The following is a 20,914-nucleotide window of genomic DNA, read 5'->3' on the forward strand; positions in this document are numbered from 1 at the left end:
CCATATGCGCTAGATTCGTTCGGGTATTTTTTATTGGAAAAATGAGGAGGAAAACATCATGAAACATCAGGAAACGGCGCAGGAAATCATTAAAGCTGTTGGGGGAACAAACAATATTAACTCCGTTTATCACTGCGTCACACGTTTGCGCTTTGATCTGAAAGACAACGAGAAAGTTGATAACGGCTCACTCAAGAAACTGGATAAGGTCATGGGAACGAATATTTCCGGCGACCAATTCCAAGTCATTATCGGTAATGATGTGGCAAAAGTGTTCGATGCCATGGTGAAGGAAAATCCGGCAATCCAGCAAACTACAGAAAATAAAGAACCAAAGTCGGATAAAAAACAAAATGTCGTGCTGAAAATTTTCGAAACAATTGCAGGTGTCTTTGCGCCGATGCTTCCAGCGATTACTGCGGCAGGTATGCTTAAGGGATTACTTGCACTATTCGTGTCTGTAGGTTGGATGTCTGCTGGAACGGATACGTACCGTATTCTTTCAGCCATTGGTGACGGCGTATTCCACTACCTACCTTTACTGATTGCAGTCAGCGCTGCTCGTAAATTCGGCAGTAACCCGTTTGTTGCGATTGCACTAGGTACAGCATTGATGTACCCGGATATGACAAAGTTACTCGATGGAAGTCAAACCGTTGGATTTTTGGGAATCCCGGTTACGGCAGTAAGTTATGCCTCGTCGGTTATCCCAATTCTTCTTGCAGTATGGTTGATGTCCTATGTCGAGAAATGGATTGACCGTGTTATCCCTGCTGCACTCAAGCTGCTACTTGTGCCGCTGATTACCTTACTTGTTATGGTTCCGGTAACGCTGATTGCGATCGGCCCATTGGGTACATTTGTAGGTAGTGGATTGTCTGGCGGCATCAACTGGCTGCTGAATGAAGGCGGATTGATTGCAGGTATTGTTCTTGGCGGCGCGATGGCGCTCATTATTATGACAGGAATGCACTATGCACTTGTGCCGATCATCCTGAGTAATATCGCTACACTGGGCTTCGATAAATTCTTACCATTAACCTTTATCTCCAATATGGGTCAGGCTGGTGCAACACTCGGCGTATTCTTCCGGGCAAAAGATAAAAAACTCAAAACCGTGGCATTGTCAACGAGTTTCACCGCACTCATGGGTGTAACGGAGCCAGCTATGTACGGGGTTAACATGAAGTATAAAAAACCATTTGCCGCAGCGATGATTGGTAGTGCAGTGGGTGGCGGATTCGCCCTTGCTTTTGGCGCGAAAGCGTATGTACTTGCGGGTAACGGTGGTCTGCCAGGACTTCCTTCCCTGATCGGACAAACCTTCTGGTATTCCTTTGGGGGTATGATTTTGGCCTTTATCGTGGGTGCAATCATGTCTACGATATTTGGTATCAAGGAAGAAGAAGGAGACGCAGAGGCTTTGGCTCAATTCTCACCGGGTGCTTCTACAGCACCAGCGAAAGTTGTTTCCAACGATGCTACAACCGTAAATGTGGACGACATGGGCGATCCAACACCAACGAGTGATGCAGTAGCTGTTGCACCGATGACAGGTAAATCCATCCCGCTCAAAGAAGTCAATGATCCAACATTTGGTGATGAATTGATGGGTAAAGGTGTGGCATTTGTTCCAACGGTGGGTGAATTGGTCTCTCCAGTGACAGGTACCATCATGAATGTGTTCAAAACAAAACATGCGATCGTTGTCCGCAGTGATAACGGAATGGAATTGCTGATTCATGTTGGAATTAACACGGTGAAGCTGCGTGGACAGTATTTTGATGCACATGTTGCTACAGGAGCACGTGTACAGGCTGGAGACAAATTACTCACGTTTGAACTGGCCGAGATTGCAAAAGAATACGACATCACAACCGCTATGGTTGTTACCAATACGGCTGATTACAAGCAGGTTCTACCTGTGAAATTGGGCGAAATCACGATGGGTGAAGACGTCTTGAAAGCTGAGATTTAAACTGTCCGTCTTAGGACTAACAATATCAACAAAAGAAGGAGAGATTCGAATGATTAATCGACAAGGGTTTCCGGAAGGTTTTCTATGGGGCGGCGCTATTGCCGCTAACCAGGCTGAAGGTGGATTCGACGCTGGTGGTAAAGGATGGTCGACAGCCGACATGGTTCCTTATTTTGAGAAAAAGGACTACACCAACCTTAGAGAACTGATGCATGTTACCAGTGCAACGGTTGAGAAAGCAATGGCACATCACAGTGCAGAAGGTTATCCGAAGCGTTACGGGATTGATTTTTATCACCGGTTCAAAGAGGATATTGCATTGTTCGCCGAGCTGGGCTTCAAGACATTCCGTCTGTCCATCAACTGGCCGCGTATTTTCCCAAATGGTTATGATGCCGAGCCAAATGAAGAGGGATTGCGTTTCTATGACGAAGTGTTCGATGAACTCCGGAAATACGATATCGAACCACTGGTAACACTCTCGCATTATGAGATGCCTATGGCACTTGTCCTGAAATATAACGGCTGGGCTGGCCGCGAAGTGATTGGACACTTTGTGAGATATGCGGAAACCGTGATGAATCGATACAAGGACAAGGTAAAATACTGGTTGACGTTTAATGAGATTAATACAACCATTATTGAACCGTTCACAGGCGGCGGTATTATTGAAGACCGAGTTGAGAACACGATGCAGGCTTCTTATCAAGCACTTCATCATCAATTTGTAGCCAGCAGCCTGGTGACAGAGAAAGCACGTCAGATTAACCCGAACTTCCAGATCGGATGTATGCTTGCGCGTATGATTCACTACCCGGCGACGTCGAAGCCAGAGGATGTGCTGCAAGCACAGATCGATAATCAGCTGAACCTGCTGCATACAGATGTACAAGTTCGTGGTAGTTATCCAACGTTTATGGCTCGGTATTGGGCAGAGAACGGGATTACCATTGCCATGGAACCTGGGGACGAGCAGATCCTGCGTGAGCACACGGTTGATTTCATCTCATTCAGTTATTACACATCCTTGGTGTCCGCAGTGAACCCGGAGGAATATGGAGTAACTGGAGGTAACCTGTACAGTACGATCAAGAACCCGAATCTGGAGCGTACAGAGTGGGGCTGGCAGCTTGATCCGATCGGCCTACGCGTTGCACTGAAAGAGCTGTATGACCGTTATCAACTGCCATTGTTTGTGGTAGAGAACGGCCTTGGTGCCAAAGATACCGTTGAAGCAGACGGTTCCATCAACGATGATTACCGGATTGATTATCTGAGAAAACATATTACACAAATGAAAGAAGCCGTTATGGACGGAGTGGACCTGATGGGATATACCAACTGGGGAGCGATTGATATCATCAGTGCATCCACTTCGGAAATGTCCAAACGTTATGGCGTGATCTACGTGGATCAGGATGACAACGGACAAGGCACATTGAATCGTTATAAGAAAAAGAGCTTTGGCTGGTACCAAAAAGTCATTGCCTCGAATGGTGAGAACTTGGAATAGATTAATCTATAAAGGCACTCCGGGCGTAGCTGGTATTACGGCGCCGGGGCGCCTTTTTAATATGATCAGGTAGAATTCTCATCAACGCTATTGGCATTTCAAGGTAAAAAAGATGACTACATAACATTCTGGATGGTATACTGTGTTCGTATTGGGGGAGGGATAACCATGAAGAAGCCTATTATTGCTGTAGATATGGATGACACGATATGTCATCTGGTCAAGCGGGCTATATATCACAACAACCTCAACTTCCCGACCCATCCGTTGCGCTACGAGGATATGATTCATTGGGATACATCCCATTTGCGTCATCCAGAGAGCACGCATGATGTATTTTATGGTCGGCCGGGTCTGTTCGAGGAATTGGAGTTATACGACGAATATGTTGTAGATGAGATGCGAAAGCTGAACGATGCTTATGATGTGATTGTTGTGACGGCAGCAGAACCAAGAACAGTCGTTGAGAAGTGGAACTGGCTTCAGCAGCATATGCCTTTTATAACCGCAGAACAGTTTATTACATGCAAAAGAAAAAACCTGCTCGCTTTTGATTTGCTCATTGATGATGGAGCACATAACCTGATTCCCGCGCATGAGGACGGCAAAAAGGTCATCTGTATCCCACATCCATGGAATATACAGGAGCGTGAGCGATACAACTTTCCGTTGATGTCTTCATGGAAAGAGGCCAAGGCATACATAGATGAAGTGTTACAGGTTGTTGGTGTCTGAAAGTAAATCTTATTGTCCAGAGTGCTGTGCTCTGGATTTTTTGCGATAGGCGAGAGGTGTTTCGCCTGTTATTTTTTTGAATGCAGCATAGAATGAATCCAAATCCCGATATCCAACCAGCTCTGCAATCAGGCTGACTTTGTGCTGTGAACTCTTAAGCAGTTCACAGCTTTTTTGTATACGGAGGTGTTGCAGGTGGCCGCTAAAGTTCTGTCCGGTATGTCGCAGAAACATTCGCCCAATTTGCTTCTCGCTCCAGCCCGATACACGGACCAGATCAGACATTCGAATACGGTTGCTCACGTGTTCCTTGATATAGTGAAGGATGTAATCAAAACCGGTGGAATGATGCTCTTCATCATGATCCTTTTGATAAAGTTGTCTGTAGGTCATCAATACCAACTGGCTTACCAAGGTGTATAACATGGTAGACGAACCGATTCCCGGAACGGAGGATTCACGGTACAGTTTCACCATTAGTTCTTCAATCCGATCGTTGTGATCCACAACGGATATATAAGGAACCTGATTTTGTGCCAGATCCATCAGATGTTGAATGATTTCTTTTTCCTGAATGATTGCTGTCAGCGTGTGGATCAATTCAGCATTAAATAAGCAATTATATATAATTAACGGATGCTCGGTTACGTTGGTGCTGACAGGACGAAAGACATGAGGAACGCCGACAGGAATGACAAACAGCATCCCCTTTGTCACCGGAATGACATCTTCACCGATATGATGAAAGCCCTTTCCTTCGGCAACGTAGCTATATTCAATAAAATCATGTGCGTGAAAAGGAAGCACAAAATCTTCAGAGCAACGATTGACAAAAAGTTGCAAATGATTATGCAGAAAGTATTCACTTTTCATGAGTTGTACAGATGAATTCACAAGCAACCTCCTCGCACAGATGGCTGAATCACCGGATGAAATAGTCCTGATTACCGGGTATTTAGGGCAACAGGATCGATATAATTATATCGTAACCCCGAATGGGAAGCCAAGATGGAAAGGACGATCTGCTAATGTTCAACGTTAGTCACCTTCGCTGTGAGTATAGAATTAATCCGATAGGCCTTGATGTCAAATCACCGCGTTTAAGCTGGCAGCTGCAATCCGATCGTCGGAACTGCATGCAATCCGCTTACCAGATTCAGCTGTCATTGACGGAAGATTTTGATGGAATTGCATGGGATTCTGGCGAGATAAGTACGGATCAATCCATACATGTGGAATTAAACCATTTTCAACCTTCTCCACAGACGCGATACTATTACCGGATTCAGGCATGGAATGATGCAGGAAGTGATTCGGGCTGGTCCGAATCGGCTTATTTCGAGATGGGGCTTATGGATAGTCATAACAAGTGGCAAGCAGAATGGATCACAGCTCAACCATCAGATGATGGAGATACGTCATGCCCGCGTATGCGCAAGCAGTTTAATGTGAAACAACCTGTTACTTCTGCCCGCATATATGTTACAGCACTTGGATTATACGAGTTGCATATGAACAACACAAGAGTAGGAGAAGATTATTTTACACCTGGTTGGACCTCTTATCGTAAGCGATTACAATATCAAACCTATGATGTTACCCACCTGCTTCAGGATGGACAGAATACTTTAGGTGCTAATCTGGGAGATGGCTGGTACCGAGGATATCTTGGCTGGAACAAAGAACGGGAGATATTTGGTTCAACGTCCGCATTGCTGCTGGAACTGCATATGAAATATGAAGATGGTTCGGAGGAATGTATTCTATCCAATGGGGAGTGGACGGCTGCTCCTAGTGCCATTCGCATGTCGGACATCTATATGGGGGAGACGTATGATGCACAAATGGAGTCCGACTGGTCGGATTCATCTCAGACGAATTGGTCACCCGTGAACGTACTGGATCATCCCAAAGATATCATCGTTGCTCAGGAGAACGTACCCGTTACCCAAGTAGAACAGCTACAGCCAATCGCCTTGTTAACAACCCCACAGGGAGATCGTGTAGTAGACATGGGGCAGAATATGGTGGGATGGGTGAGATTCAGCATTCAAGGTGAGGCGGGTCAGACGGTTGAGCTGCACCATGCTGAGATATTGGATCATGAAGGCAACTTTTACACCGATAATCTTCGCGCCGCCAAGCAGTGTATTCGCTACACGTGCAAGGGGGATGGCGTGGAATCATTTGAACCACATTTTACGTTCCAAGGGTTCCGCTATGTGAAGCTGGTTGGCTTTCCGGAACACGTTCGTCTGGATGAATTCACCGGAATCGTACTGCACTCGAATATGGAGCAAACAGGTCAGTTCTCATGCTCCAGTCCGCTGGTAAACCAACTGCATCACAATATATTGTGGGGGCAAAAGGGGAATTTCCTGGATGTGCCGACAGACTGTCCACAGAGGGATGAACGGCTCGGATGGACCGGGGATGCACAGATGTTTGTCCGCACGTCCTCCTACCTGATGAATACGGCTCCCTTCTTCACCAAATGGCTGCGGGATCTGGAAGCGGATCAGGGAGAAGATGGAGGTATTCCATTCTTCGTTCCAGATCTGAGAGGTTCCACCTCAGAAGGGTGGGGAGACACCAGTCATTCCTCAGCCGCTTGGGGGGATGCAGCAGTTATCTGTCCTTGGACCATCTATGAGATGTATGGGGATGCCAGATTATTGGCCGAACAATATGAGAGTATGAAACAGTGGATCGAGTATATTCATGTGCAGGGTGACAATCCGTATCTGTGGAACACGGGATTCCACTTTGGCGATTGGCTGGGACTGGACTCCAAGCCTGATAGTTATGTTGGCGCAACGGACACAGATTATGTGGCATCTGCCTTCTATGCCTATTCGGTGTCGTTAACTCAAAAAGCGGCTGAGGTCCTTGGAAAGACAGATGATGCTGAATATTACAAGCAGTTGCATACAAACATTGTTCATGCGTTTCGAAATGAATTCGTGACTCCGGCTGGCAAAATTGCTGTTCCTACGCAAACAGCACATGTTCTTGCGCTCCAATTTGACCTGCTGGACGCCACTGCCCGAACTCGTGCTGTCGATCAATTGGCAAAACTCGTGAAAGAGGCGGGCAATCATCTTACTACAGGCTTTGTGGGTACACCTTATCTGAATCCGGTATTGAGTGATGCAGGTCTTCACGACCTGGCATATACATTACTTTTTCAAGAGGATTATCCGTCCTGGCTATATCAGGTGACTCAAGGCGCAACGACCGTCTGGGAACATTGGGATGGGATCAAAGAGGATGGCAGTCTCTGGAGTGCTGATATGAACTCATTTAACCACTATGCGTACGGAGCGATTGGAGAATGGTTGTATCGTTACGTTGCCGGCATTCGGTCCGATGAACATCAGCCAGGATTCCGAATGGTGCATATCGAGCCGCAACCCGGACCTGGACTGGATTGGGTGGAAGCGAGTCTGGAGACGATGTATGGTCATGTTGCTTCAAGCTGGCACCGGTTGGCGGATGGTAAAATGGATATACGGGTGCATATTCCCGCCAACACGAGAGGTACGGTACGTCTTCCTGGAGCAGGTGCACAGATCGTTCTGGAACAAGGGAAACCGTTGGATCAGATAAGTGGAGTTCAGGATATTCAAAACATTGGAGACGATGTTGAAGTCACACTTGGATCTGGGAGTTACCAATTCACTTACAAAGACACAGACGCTAAGAAGGATCAGGATGTTCAACAGTCTGCATTGACAGAGCCCGTATAATGATAGAATAAGCGGTAAAAGGTACACTTGAAGAGGATCTGCACACACGCAGGTCCTTTTTCGAACTTGTCTGAGAGTGAATTTGTAGTATTTGAACAATGAAAGGAGCATGACCATGGCAAAACCTGCATTCAAAGATGCACCTTTACGTAGTGAAATAGAGGATTTGGCTAAGCAACAGGATCACCATACATTGGCCTGTTGGGCTGCGGAGTGTGCGGCACGTGTCTTGTATATATTTGAGAAGAAGACGGAGGATCTTCGCGCCCGTGATGCCATTGATGCAGGAAGAGGTTGGATCCGTGGAGAGATTGCCATGGTTGATGCACGAAAGGCGGCTTTTGCAGCTCATGCTGCTGCACGGGAAGTCGATCATGTCGCTGCCTCTGCTGCATCTCGTGCGGCGGGACACGCAGCTGCAACGGCCCATGTCAAAGGCCATGCGGTACATGCCGCAACCTATGCAGTGAAAGCTATCTTTTATGACTCTTTGATGGAAGAAAAAGAACGTCGTGTCTTGGAAGAGAGAACGTGGCAATATCAATATCTGTTGGGAGGATGTAATGATCATGGGGAAAGAACACGTGAGATTAATTAAACCATCAAAAGCCTATAAGGATGCGTATTTGGCATTTTATGAAGACTGGGTCAGAAGTGGAGAATTGATGGTTCCTTGGGTCATTTCCAAAGATCCTTATGTCTTCGATGAGATGTTGGCATTTTTGCAGCGTAATGAACAAGGGATCGACATCCCGGAGGGCTGGGTCAAAGACAGTACATATTGGCTGGTCACGGAGAGTCAACAAATCGTGGGTGCTGTGAATATAAGGCATGAGCTTAATGATAAATTGTTCAACAGTGGAGGACATATTGGATATGGTATTCGTCCAGGAGAGCGGCACAATGGCTATGGTTCCGAAATTCTCAGGCTTTCTTTGGAGAAAACGAGAGAGCTTGGAATCACTAAAGTATTGGTCGTATGTGATGCGGTTAATGAGCCTTCCAGAAGGGTTATCCTTCGAAATGGTGGCATTCGGGATGAAGACTATGTGGAGTCCAATGGCAACGTTGTTGAACGATTCTGGATAGATAATGTCGAATAATGCAGAATAATGATGAAATAAAACGAAAATAATATGGATTATGATTGTATTACCCTCGTGTGCTGATTAAAATGAAGCATAGAATCTGGATTGCGGCCGGAAACTATCATCCCATATCAGGCACAAGTGAGGTTATCTTTATGAATCAACCGGTTAATCGGCCCCGGCGAATTGAGTATCTGGATCTCTTTCGTGCTTTTGCCATCATGGCAGTGGTAGCTATTCATGCAACTTCAACAGCAGTTGCGCATTACCCCAAGCATACATTAGATCATGATGTGTATTACTTCTGGAACACGTTTTTGCAATTTGCCGTTCCAGCGTTTCTGTTCCTGTCATCCCTGGTCTTGTTCTACAACTACAGCTCCAAGGTGAATGAGAAAGGTTGGATGCTCGCTTTTTATAAGAAGCGTTTATTTAATGTATTTGTTCCCTATGTGGTGTGGTCCCTTATCTATTTTGTCATTAAACAGTTGCTTGCGGGCAAAGAACCTTTGACCCATAGTGTTCAATTTGCCAAACAATTAGTGATGGGAACCGCTCATACGCACTTGTACTTTTTTCTGATTATTCTTCAATTCTATATCGTTTTTCCGTGGCTTCTGTCCCTTACACGCCATCGTTTGTTTAATCGTTATTTGCCATTATTCTTTATTGCGGGCCAAGCGATCTTCTATGCACTACATTTGCAGTTTCACTTCGAACGGACAGGAAGTTTGTTACCCAGTTATCTGATCGTGATTGGATTTGGCGCATGGGTTGGGTTGAACTTTGAGTGGGCATTGAACAAACTGTATACTCACCGTTATATGCTCATAGCTGCGTTGTTAGGTGGAGGTGCCATCTTTATATATGGTAATGCTTATATCAAAACCGCTTTTGCTGCATACCCGCTTATTACCTATACCGTGCTGTTCCTGTTCCGAAATCTGTTTACCTTGTCAGCTTGCCTGCTCCTACTGATCTTTAGTGAACGAATCGGCACAGGAAAACATACCGAGGTTCGTAAAGCTACGCGTATTCTGGACTCCTTGGGTACAGTTGCGTTCGGTGTATTTTTAATGCATCCACTCGTACTGCTCTTCTGGAGACGTGAATTCACAGATGAACTGGCTCGGCACTTCAGCGTAGGCATCATACTATCTTATATTGTGGCGCTCCTGATCTCATGGATCTGCGCGATGGGATTGCGGCGGATGAAGTGGGGATGGGTACTGATTGGACGTTAAGTTAAAATAAATATATTTAATTAAAGATAAGAGTTTTCAAGCCCTCACGCGTTGAGGGAATCACTTGAAACCTCTTTTTTATTTGCCCTAAAGAAGGTATTATAGAGTTTAATGTCCATAAAATTGAATTAATGGAATGAACACTACCTTGTCAGGAGTGATCAAATGAAATTAGTGATTATTTTTGGTCCGCAGGCTGTGGGCAAAATGACGGTTGGGCAAGAACTGGAGAAGATAACAAAGCTTAAATTGTTTCATAACCATATGACCATTGAATTGGTGTCTCCTTATTTCAGCTATGGTACACCACAAGGCAAAAGACTGGTGAGTCTGTTCCGTCAGGAGATTTTTGAAGAAGTGGCGAAGAGTGATTTGCCGGGTCTGATTTTTACTTTTGTATGGGCGTTTGATTTGGCGAAAGACGGAGAGTACATCCGTCAGATCAGCGAGTTATTCGAATCTAATGGAGGACAGGTCTGTTATGTGGAACTGGAGGCTGATCCATCGGAAAGATTGGAGCGCAATAAAAGTCCGCATCGCCTGTTACATAAGCCAACAAAGCGAGACATCGCCTGGTCTGAGCGAGATTTGCTTGATACGATGAAGAAATATCGATTGAACTCGGAACCGGGGGAAATCACACATGAGCACTACATAAGGATTGAGAACACACACAAGAGCCCGGATGAGGTGGCAAAGTTAATTCAGGAACGATTTAATTTGTAATCTATGAAACGTTTATCTTAGCAGAGTAGATACTTTATATGAGAGGGGCATTACATCATGTACTTTGTTATATTTTTGCTCATAGGACTTGTTTTATGTTATCTGATTCCATTTGGTCCAATAGTGGCCGGGGGTATTATTTTTGCACTTGTTGTAGACCAATACCGCCAGACGATGCATATGCGTGATGATATCCGGGATATCAAGAATCATCTGGGGTTAATGAACAAAGGCGAGGCGCAAGAGTACGAGTTGGATAAAGAATACACTCAAGTCGATCGTTTGGATTCAGAAGAAATGGACATGATTAATCGAAAAATTGAAGCGGAACTGGAGAAGTAGGCTCTAGTCAGTGTAAGTAAAATAATATGACATTGTTTTTTTGATAACGACTATTAGTTTTACATCAAACTCATTATGTAATTGCAATTTAATTGATTAAGCAATAGCAGCTAAATGTTATATTATATTCTTAGATTGTTTCATAAGTAGGAATTGAAACCATAAAATAATACTACTCTAAATGGTTAATCGAGGTGGGCTTCATGAAAAAAGAAAAAGTGTTTTTTAGAAAACAGACTATAATTGGGGACTGGGATCTTGAAAAATTCGGGATTTGGGATTTATTTGTTCCAAAAAGTCGGATTCAAACTGTTGATAATGGAGCTTATGGTTCAGGAGGTGTTTATTCGAAATTTACAGTGATACACGGTAAATTAGGCGAATTATTTGTTAAAACAGGAAAGCATCACGGTGGTACATATTTTAGCAATAATGAACCTATAGCAGAGCATATCGCTTCTGATATTGGATCTGAACTAGGTTTTGATGTTGCTCCTTATATACTGGCTATAGTTGATATGAATCTTTTTTTGTCGGAGGAACAGGAATTTATTGATGTAACAGATGTCCCTAAAGGTTTAAGTTTTAATAAATCATTAAGGATGGCAGGAAAAGTTTTGGCATCTGTATCCCAATCTTTTCTTGATGCTGGCGAGCAATTGTATAGCTGTCGAGCACTGCATGGTAATGACCTAGAAGGACCTGATTTACACGAAGATATTTGTAAAGCTCACGATTTTATGGGTCGAAAAGCTATTGATCAAATGATAATGTTTGATTATATTGTGCATAATACAGATCGTCATCATCAGAATTTCGGATTTATAAAAGATCAAGACGGTCTTGTTAGACCTGCACCGCTTTATGATCATAGCTTGAGTCTTTTGGCAGAACATCCAATTGAGGCAATACGTGAAGATGAGATGGATGTTTGTGGTTACGTGAGGGGAAAACCCTTTGGAAGCTTACTGGGAGCTTTAGGACTTGTTCATTTGCACTCCGCCGCAGGTTTGGAGATTAGTAAAGATTCACAACTTTTTTTTGACAAGATTGACAGCTTTCAAGGGGTGCTTGAGAATGAGAGGATTGAAATAATGAAACAGGTAGTGAAGAGGGGGATTACTCATGTCGAAAAAGTATTATATACGTTACAAAGACACCATAATAGGGACTTTTTTAGAACGTAATGGGTTAGTTACTTATCACCCAGTTCATGATTCAGCTGAGAGTATTCCTTCAAGTTTAGGATACCCTCTGGGGTTATTTCCATTAGACTATGATTCAAAAAATTTGAAGCCTAAGAAAGAACATCGTCCAACTATTAAGCAAGTTGAGCACTGGATAAGCGAGCGAGTGTTCCCTTTTGAGAGAGAAGGAGGAGATAAACTTCTTGAGAATTTAGGATTAGAATATTACGATCCTTGGGAGATTGCAAAAAAAACAAACGGAGTTACACCACAGGATTATTATTGGTTTAGCGAAGATCCAAACGATAAGTTTGAAAAAGTCCATCCACGTGCAGAGGAGCTACGGGATTCAGATAGGGCTCGCTTAAAAGATATGGTAGAGTCAAAGTTTTTAAGTAGATCTTTAAAATTAACCCCAAAGGGTAGAGCGCTTCTACCTAAGAGTATGACAACGTTTAGAAAAATAAAAAATAACGAGAAAGACTTAGATGAAGAAGATGAGTTTTTATAAATGAGTTAAATATTTTATTAAAGTAATCTCAACAGAGAACTTAATTCAAGATGCCAATGTATGCTTTATTGCTTAAAATTGCAGAATACTCTTAATTCAAACTTAACTTTTTGTTGCACTGTGTAGAAATTTGTAATATTATGAGGGAAGCGCGTACAACATATCGGGTTGTAACTGTTGAATCAGGCAAAGCCGTATACCTTGAGAAAAGGGATTGGTTTGTCTTTTTCTGTATATTGGAGTGATAAAGTGAAAATCGAGAAGGTGCTGAACAATAATGCTGTAGTTGCAATGAATGACGAACAGGAAGTTATTATCATTGGCCGTGGGATTGCTTATCAGAAGCGGGCGGGTGATATGGTTTCCGAGCAGCATATCGACAAGATATTTACTTTACAGAATGAAGATATTCAGGAAAACTTCAAGGCATTAATCTCAAGCATTCCTCTGGAATACATGAAAGTATCCGAGGAAATCATCGCTTACGCCAAATTAAAACTTGGCAAGAAATTAAATGAGAGCATTTACTTACATCTCACAGACCATATTCACTTTGCCATTGAGCGGTATCGCAAGAATCTGCCCATACGCAACGGTTTAATCTGGGAGACAAAGCAGTTATACAAAGAGGAATATGAAGTCGGAATGGAAGCGCTCAATATGATCTGTGATCAGTTTGGTGTGATCTTGCCCGAGGACGAAGCCGGTTTTATGGCACTTCACTTTGTCAATGCAGCTTTGAACGAGGAAATGCCCAACATCAAGAGTATGACGCAGGTCATGCAAGAAATCTTGACAATCATCAAGTATCATTTCAAGATTGATTTTGATGAGAACTCACTGACATTTTATCGCTTTGTGACGCATTTGAAGTTTTTCGCCCAACGTTTGGTGAAGGGAAAACATTACAAGAGCAACAACGATGATGAACTGTTCCTGATGATTCAGAAAAAGTATCCAGCAGCGCACAAGTGCTCGGAGAAAATCAAGAAATTCATTGAAAGCAACTACACGTATCAACTAACTGACGAAGAATTGATGTACTTAACGATTCATATTGAGAGAGTTGTGAATGCAACTTCTGAATAATCCCATAGATCAGCTTGCAGGGTTGCAACCACTAGGGCAAAACCTGAACGCTTGAATGACTGAACATACCGTTAACCGGATGTTCCATACATTCAGATGTTCAGGTTTTTTTATTCTCTCCAATATGCTTTGAATCCGTGTCTAGCCAGAAAGGAAGAAAACAACTTCATGAAACACGAGCAATTAGCCAAGGATATTCTATCTGGTGTTGGTGGAAAACAGAACATTAACAGCGTGGTGCACTGCGCGACCAGACTTCGTTTCAAATTAAAAAATGACAATAATGCCAAAACAGACGAACTCAAAAATCTGCCTGGAGTCATAACAGTAATGCAGAGTGGGGGGCAATACCAGGTCGTTGTGGGTAACGAAGTGTCTGATGTGTATAAAGCCTTGTTACAGGTGGGTAATATGAATGCGGATGAACCGGTCTCAAGTGATGATTCAGAATCTTCCGGTAAAAAAGAGAGTCTCTTGGGTCAGTTTATCGACTTGATCTCAGGTGTATTTACACCAATTCTCGGATTGCTTGCTGCAACAGGGATGATCAAAGGTTTCCTGTCCATGTTTACTTCTCTCGAATGGTTGGAACCGTCTTCAGGAACATATCAATTGTTGAATGCTGCAGGTGACTGTCTGTTCTACTTCTTCCCAATCTTCCTGGGTTACACAGCTATGAAAAAATTCGGTGGATCTCCATTCCTCGGGATGGCCATCGGAGCATCACTTGTATATCCGACCTTATCAGGTCTTAGTGGCGGGGAACCGCTCTATACGCTGTTTGCAGGCACATTGTTTGAATCACCGATTCATATCACGTTCCTGGGTATTCCCGTTATCTTGATGAGTTATTCCTCATCCGTCATTCCAATTATTATTGCTGCTTATTTTGGAGCAAAGGTAGAAGCGTTCTTCAAAAAGATCATTCCTTCTGTTGTGAGAACGTTCCTCACGCCATTCTTTACAATTCTGATCGTTGTCCCTGTAACATTCCTCTTGATTGGTCCAATCGCGACATGGGCAAGTCAACTGATTGGTGCCGGGGTATCGGGCATCTATGACTTGAGTCCGTTGGTAACCGGTATTGTTGTTGGTGGATTGTGGCAAGTGTTGGTGATCTTCGGGTTACACTGGGGTATCGTACCAATCATGCTGCTTAATCTGTCCACACTGAAAGCAGATCCGATTCTGGCGATGATGTTTGCTGCTTCCTTTGCTCAGATTGGTGCCGTTCTTGGCGTTATGCTTAAAACGAAAAATACCAAACTCAAATCACTGGGTGTTCCTGCCTTTGTGTCCGGGATTTTTGGTGTAACTGAGCCTGCTATTTATGGACTTACTTTGCCATTGAAAAAACCATTTATTATGAGTTGTATTGCTTCTGCAACCGCTGGGGGTATTATTGGATTTGCAGGCTCCAAAATATTTGTATTTGCTTCAGGAATCTTTGGTGTTCCAGCGCTGATTAGTCCCACAGAGGGGATCAACTATGAATTCTGGATGGCCATGATTGCCACTATCATTGCTTTTGTACTAGGTTTTGTTCTCGTTTATTTTGTAGGATTCAAAGATCCTGCTAATCCAGAGGCTGCCAAACAGGCTCCAGAGCCAGTAAAAGAAGAGAAGGCTGCACTTGAGCCTAATCCCAACAATCGCTACGAAATTGCCAGCCCGATGACAGGTGAGGTAGTTCCTTTGCAAGAAATTAATGATGCTACATTTGCTGGTGAACATATGGGTAAAGGGATTGCTATTCGCCCAACCAGTGGGAGAGTTGTATCCCCGATTAATGGTGTGGTACAGACGATTTACCGTACCAAACATGCAATTGGACTTGTAGATGATCAAGGTGTAGAGATTCTGATCCATATCGGTCAGGATACGGTACAGCTCAAAGGTCAACATTTCACTGCACATGTGAAAGATGGGGATCGTGTGAATGTTGGCGATCTGATCGTTGAATTTGATCTGCAGGCCATTATTGAGGCGGGTTATGAGACCGTAACACCGATTATTGTAACTAATACGGCTGATTATTTGGACGTGGTTGCTACAACAAGTCGTGAAGTGCAAGAAAAGGATAAATTGGTTACGGTTATAGGTTAATTCTGCTTTAATGCGTATTTTATTAATCTGAACATTAGCTATATAGAGACCACTTTGATGTTTTCGAATTGGTCTCTTTTTTTTTCATTTTCGGTCACTCCAATGTATTTGTGAAATTAATAAAAATAAGTGTTGCAAACGTAGTTCAGATGTACTATGATGAATTTAAGAAGTAAGCGCATACATTAATCGGATTGTAACTGTTCAATCAGGCAATGCCGACCATCCTCAGTTCAGAGGATATGGAATGCAACCACTTCGTTATCCAAATAATTAAATACCAATGTGTACAGCCTTACAGGGTTGCAACCGTTAAGGGCAAAACCTGAATTGCTGAATAACACGACTGATTTCCGGACGATCCGGTATGTTGTGTATGTTCAGTGGTTCAGGTTTTATTTGTTTCAAAAGTCATGGGGAGTCTACTTAGAGAGGGAGAATTACAATGAGCAACTACGATCAATTGGCTAAGGACATTCTGTCACGTGTAGGTGGTCGCGAGAACGTAAACAGTGTATTCCATTGCGTAACAAGACTGCGGTTTAAACTGAAAAATGAAAGCGTAGCCAAAACGGAAGAACTTAAAAATCTGCCAGGTGTTATTACCGTCATGCAAAGTGGTGGACAATATCAAGTTGTTATCGGCAACGAAGTGCCGGATGTATATAAAGCAGTTGTTAAAGTAGGGAATTTCCCAAGTGAAGGACAAGTTGAAGAGGAAACGGATAACTCAGGCAAAAAAGTAGGGTTGTTCAGCCGATTTATCGACATGATCTCCGGTGTGTTCACACCACTACTCGGTTTGCTGGCTGCCACAGGTATGATCAAAGGTTTCACAGCCATGTTTTTATCCTTTGGATGGATTACAGACACTTCTGGAACGTACCAACTGTTGAATGCAACGGGTGACTGTCTGTTCTACTTCTTCCCGATCTTCCTTGGTTACACGGCAATCAAAAAATTTGGCGGTTCACCGTTCCTTGGTATGGCGATAGGTGCTTCATTAGTTTATCCTACGCTGTCCGGCCTGACTGCTGGAGATCCATTGTACACCCTGTTTGCGGGTACATTAATTGAATCACCGATTCACATTACGTTCCTTGGTATTCCAGTTATTCTGATGAGTTATTCAACATCGGTTATTCCAATCATTATTGCTACATTCTTCGCTGTTAAAATTGAAAGATTCTTTAAAAATATTATTCCTAAAGTTGTTAGCACGTTCCTTGTTCCATTCTTTACTTTGCTCGTTATCGTTCCGGCAACATTCATTCTGATTGGTCCAGTATCGACTTGGGCAGGACAGTTGATTGGTGCAGGAGCAACAGGCATCTACGATTTAAGTCCAGTTGTTACAGGTTTGATTATCGGTGGTTTGTGGCAAGTGTTTGTACTGTTTGGGCTCCACTGGGGACTCGTGCCAGTCATGCTTCTTAACTTGAGTACTTCTGGGGCTGATCCGGTAATTGCCATGTCTTTCGCTGCCTCCTTTGCCCAAATCGGTGCTGTACTTGCGGTTATACTGAAAACCAAAAATACGAAATTGAAATCTTTAGGTATTCCGGCCTTCATCTCTGGGATCTTCGGTGTAACCGAGCCAGCAATTTACGGTCTGACACTTCCACTGAAAAAACCGTTTATCATGAGCTGTATTGCAGGTGGTATCGGTGGCGGTATCTTGGGATTGGCCGGTTCAAAATTATACATCTTTGGTGGACTGGGTGTGTTCGGTTTCCCAAGCTTCATTAATAAGGCAACAGGCGTTGATTCCGGATTCTATATGGCTCTGGTTGCATGTGGTATCGCGTTCATCCTTGGTTTTATTCTGACATACGTGGTTGGATTCAAAGACAAAGTGGAAGCTACACCAGCTCCAGCACCAGTACTTGATCCAAATCCGAACAGCAGATACGAAATCGTCAGCCCAATGGCTGGTGAAGTTGTTGCACTGAACGAAATTAATGACGTAACGTTTGCAGGAGAGCACATGGGTAAAGGGATTGCAATTCGTCCAACCAGTGGTAGAGTGGTATCTCCGATCACAGGTGTCGTTCAAACCGTATATCGTACCAAACACGCTATTGGTCTTGTAAGCGATGATGGTGTAGAGATGCTGATCCATATTGGACAGGATACGGTAAAGCTGAAAGGTCAACATTTTACAACTCATGTGAAAGATGGAGACCGTGTTAACGCAGGTGACCTGATAGTTGAGTTTGATCTGCAAGCGATTAAGGATGCAGGGTATGAGACGGTTACACCGATCATTGTGACTAATACTTCAAATTATCTGGACGTTGTAGGAACAAAAGATGCATCCGTTCATGAGAAAGATAAATTGATCACGGTATTAAGCTAATTGAAACTAAGGATGGTTAAGGAGGAACTCCTCAATGAATGAAAAGTTTACAGCCTTCCCGGAGAATTTTCTCTGGGGAGGAGCAACCGCAGCGAACCAATTGGAAGGTGCTTATCTGGAAGGTGGCAAAGGTTTAACAACGGTAGATCTCATTCCGACTGGTGCCAATCGATGGAATATAGCTCTGGGTAACCTGGATTCGTATGAACCAAAAACAGGGGAATTCTATCCTTCACATGAAGCCATTGACTTCTATCATCGATATAAGGAAGATATTGCGTTATTTGCAGAAATGGGATTTAAGTGCCTCAGGCTTTCCATTGCCTGGGCACGGATTTTCCCTAATGGTGATGAAGCGGAGCCAAACGAAGCAGGCTTGCAATTTTATGATGATGTCTTTGATGAGTTATTAAAATACAACATTGAACCTGTCGTGACGATCTGCCATTTCGATGTACCTGTACATCTGGTCGAAACTTACGGCGGTTGGAAGAATCGTAAGATGATTGGTTTCTTTGAGAAATATGCGACGACTTTGTTCAATCGATATAAGAATAAAGTGAAATACTGGATGACGTTTAACGAGATCAACATGTTGCTGCATCTTCCGTATATTGGAGCGGGCATTGTCCTTCAGGATGGTGAAAACAAAGATCAGATTCTGTATCAGGCAGCACATCATGAATTGGTAGCGAGTGCACTTGCTGTTAAGGCTTGTCATGAGATCATTCCGGATGCACAGATTGGATGTATGTTAGCCGCTGGAATGGTGTATCCATACAGCTCTAATCCGGATGATGTATGGAAAGCCATGGAGAAAGATCGCGAGTCATTCTTCTTCATCGACGTGCAGTCGAAGGGAGCATATCCAGGTTATACAAAAAGATTTTTCAGGGAAAATGACATTTGGATTGACATGCAACCGGAAGACGCAGAGATCTTGATGCAGAACACGGTCGATTATATCGGTTTTAGCTATTATGCAAGCCGGTGCACCAGTACAGACCCTGAGATTTTGAAAGATTCGACAGAAGGCAATGTATTTGGTTCGGTGAAGAACCCTTATCTGCAAGCTTCCGAGTGGGGGTGGACCATTGATCCTAAGGGGCTTCGAATTACGCTTAATCAACTGCATGACCGCTATGGCAAACCTTTGTTTATCGTAGAAAATGGACTTGGTGCAACCGATGTGTTGTTAGACAATGACTCCGTTGAAGATGACTATCGCATCGAATATTTGAATAGTCATTTTGCCGAAATAGCTGAAGCGATTCAAGACGGTGTAGAGCTCATAGGTTACACAAGCTGGGGACCGATTGACCTGGTCAGTGCGGGTACCGGAGAGATGAAGAAACGTTATGGCTATATCTATGTAGACCGAAATAATGATGGCACGGGCACACTTCGCAGAGTGAAAAAGAAGAGTTTTCACTGGTACAAAGATGTCATTGCGAGTAATGGCGCACAATATTTCTGATACAAGGTCTCCGGCGCTATAGAATAGACAAAGAGCAGTCTCGTTATTACGGGATTGCTCTTTGTTTATGAGGGGATGAATTTGACCCATGATGTGGCTTTCAGATATAATAAAGAGATTAAGAGAATCTTGTCACTTAAGAAGGGAGGAGCATCCACTCATGAAGAAAAAATCACTTGCGTTTATATCTTCGGGATATGGATACTCCACTGCTGTCTTTTTCTAGAATCTATTCCAAGGGTGAAGTCTGCCCAAAATCGGAGGAAAACTAGGAAATAACGCAGAAAAATCTTAAGAATGATGAGGTAATCCAGATGAATATTGACAAAATTACTAGAACAAATCCAGAAAATATGCCAGCTCCTGTAGGTCAGTACACGCATATTACAAGAATCCCGAGGAATGCAGAATTATTTGTGACTTCGGGTCAAATTGGAGCAGATCATAATGGACTCTTTCCAGAGAGTCTGAATGAGCAAGTCACGAATACATTTAATAATATTAAAACAGTGCTCGAATTTGAGCGCTTAGATGCTGAACATATTATCAAAGTGAACGTATGGGCAACCGAGGAAATCGATTGGGATTTCTTATATGCCGAGTGGGGACAATTATTTAGTACGGATTATCCTGCAATGACGATTGGATATATTACGGCGTTAGGTCTACCAGAGATTAAAATTGAAATAGAGCTTTGGGCAGCAAAAGTATAACATCGAATACTTTTTAACTAAACGAAGGAGCATCTTACTTACAGATGCCCCTTCGTTTTTTATTTGTGAAAAATGGAAAGGATATGCCCTGTGTGCA

Annotated in this window: 17 protein-coding genes; 16 read left to right on the forward strand and 1 reads right to left on the reverse strand. The window is 43.3% G+C overall.

Annotation, left to right across the window (positions count from 1 at the left end):
* Window positions 1-58: 58 nt before the first annotated feature.
* The 3 genes from MHB71_RS06735 (at window position 59) to MHB71_RS06745 (ending at window position 4,226) form a co-directional block, all read left to right on the forward strand.
* A complete protein-coding gene (locus tag MHB71_RS06735) occupies window positions 59-1,978 on the forward strand; it encodes a beta-glucoside-specific PTS transporter subunit IIABC (RefSeq protein ID WP_340029123.1) in 1,920 nt (639 codons plus the stop codon).
* A gap of 49 nt (window positions 1,979-2,027) precedes the next feature.
* Window positions 2,028-3,491 (forward strand): 6-phospho-beta-glucosidase, encoded by a 1,464-nt coding sequence (gene ascB / locus MHB71_RS06740; RefSeq protein WP_017687861.1) that lies wholly within the window; start codon window positions 2,028-2,030, stop codon window positions 3,489-3,491.
* Between the two features lie 168 nt (window positions 3,492-3,659).
* On the forward strand, window positions 3,660-4,226 hold the full coding sequence (locus tag MHB71_RS06745) for a 5'-nucleotidase (protein WP_047843459.1): 567 nt from the start codon (window positions 3,660-3,662) through the stop codon (window positions 4,224-4,226).
* 9 nt (window positions 4,227-4,235) lie between these two features.
* Here the strand turns inward: MHB71_RS06745 and MHB71_RS06750 are convergent, their stop codons facing one another.
* A complete protein-coding gene (locus tag MHB71_RS06750) occupies window positions 4,236-5,120 on the reverse strand; it encodes an AraC family transcriptional regulator (RefSeq protein WP_340029124.1) in 885 nt (294 codons plus the stop codon).
* A gap of 134 nt (window positions 5,121-5,254) precedes the next feature.
* Between MHB71_RS06750 and MHB71_RS06755 the strand changes: the two genes are divergently transcribed.
* From MHB71_RS06755 to MHB71_RS06815, 13 genes are all read left to right on the forward strand, one after another.
* On the forward strand, window positions 5,255-7,975 hold the full coding sequence (locus MHB71_RS06755; protein WP_340029125.1) for a family 78 glycoside hydrolase catalytic domain: 2,721 nt from the start codon (window positions 5,255-5,257) through the stop codon (window positions 7,973-7,975).
* Window positions 7,976-8,090: 115 nt separating this feature from the next.
* The gene (locus MHB71_RS06760; RefSeq protein ID WP_340029126.1) at window positions 8,091-8,573 is read left to right on the forward strand and encodes a putative immunity protein; all 483 of its coding nucleotides are present in this window, start codon (window positions 8,091-8,093) and stop codon (window positions 8,571-8,573) included.
* Window positions 8,539-9,078: a GNAT family N-acetyltransferase gene (locus tag MHB71_RS06765; RefSeq protein ID WP_340029127.1), complete on the forward strand. Its 540-nt coding sequence runs from the start codon at window positions 8,539-8,541 to the stop codon at window positions 9,076-9,078. The genes MHB71_RS06760 and MHB71_RS06765 overlap by 35 nt, the downstream gene beginning before the upstream one ends.
* A 140-nt stretch (window positions 9,079-9,218) precedes the next feature.
* The gene (locus MHB71_RS06770) at window positions 9,219-10,307 is read left to right on the forward strand and encodes an acyltransferase (RefSeq protein ID WP_340029128.1); all 1,089 of its coding nucleotides are present in this window, start codon (window positions 9,219-9,221) and stop codon (window positions 10,305-10,307) included.
* Window positions 10,308-10,472: 165 nt separating this feature from the next.
* A complete protein-coding gene (locus tag MHB71_RS06775; RefSeq protein WP_340029129.1) occupies window positions 10,473-11,033 on the forward strand; it encodes an AAA family ATPase in 561 nt (186 codons plus the stop codon).
* A 57-nt stretch (window positions 11,034-11,090) separates the two neighbouring features.
* The gene (locus MHB71_RS06780) at window positions 11,091-11,375 is read left to right on the forward strand and encodes a hypothetical protein (protein WP_340029130.1); all 285 of its coding nucleotides are present in this window, start codon (window positions 11,091-11,093) and stop codon (window positions 11,373-11,375) included.
* Window positions 11,376-11,578: 203 nt separating this feature from the next.
* Window positions 11,579-12,562, forward strand: a complete 984-nt coding sequence (locus MHB71_RS06785; protein ID WP_340029131.1) for a hypothetical protein — start codon at window positions 11,579-11,581, stop codon at window positions 12,560-12,562.
* Window positions 12,501-13,073, forward strand: a complete 573-nt coding sequence (locus MHB71_RS06790; protein ID WP_340029132.1) for a hypothetical protein — start codon at window positions 12,501-12,503, stop codon at window positions 13,071-13,073. The genes MHB71_RS06785 and MHB71_RS06790 overlap by 62 nt, the downstream gene beginning before the upstream one ends.
* 249 nt (window positions 13,074-13,322) lie before the next feature.
* Window positions 13,323-14,162 (forward strand): PRD domain-containing protein, encoded by an 840-nt coding sequence (locus MHB71_RS06795; protein WP_036613486.1) that lies wholly within the window; start codon window positions 13,323-13,325, stop codon window positions 14,160-14,162.
* Between the two features lie 168 nt (window positions 14,163-14,330).
* The gene (locus MHB71_RS06800) at window positions 14,331-16,268 is read left to right on the forward strand and encodes a beta-glucoside-specific PTS transporter subunit IIABC (RefSeq protein WP_340029133.1); all 1,938 of its coding nucleotides are present in this window, start codon (window positions 14,331-14,333) and stop codon (window positions 16,266-16,268) included.
* Between the two features lie 445 nt (window positions 16,269-16,713).
* On the forward strand, window positions 16,714-18,627 hold the full coding sequence (locus MHB71_RS06805) for a beta-glucoside-specific PTS transporter subunit IIABC (RefSeq protein ID WP_100527334.1): 1,914 nt from the start codon (window positions 16,714-16,716) through the stop codon (window positions 18,625-18,627).
* A gap of 34 nt (window positions 18,628-18,661) precedes the next feature.
* On the forward strand, window positions 18,662-20,104 hold the full coding sequence (locus MHB71_RS06810) for a 6-phospho-beta-glucosidase (RefSeq protein ID WP_340029134.1): 1,443 nt from the start codon (window positions 18,662-18,664) through the stop codon (window positions 20,102-20,104).
* A 314-nt stretch (window positions 20,105-20,418) separates the two neighbouring features.
* Window positions 20,419-20,817: a RidA family protein gene (locus MHB71_RS06815; RefSeq protein WP_340029135.1), complete on the forward strand. Its 399-nt coding sequence runs from the start codon at window positions 20,419-20,421 to the stop codon at window positions 20,815-20,817.
* The last annotated feature ends 97 nt before the right edge of the window (window positions 20,818-20,914 follow it).

The sequence above is a fragment of the Paenibacillus sp. FSL H7-0940 genome (genome assembly GCF_037979415.1).
GTDB lineage: Bacteria > Bacillota > Bacilli > Paenibacillales > Paenibacillaceae > Paenibacillus > Paenibacillus amylolyticus.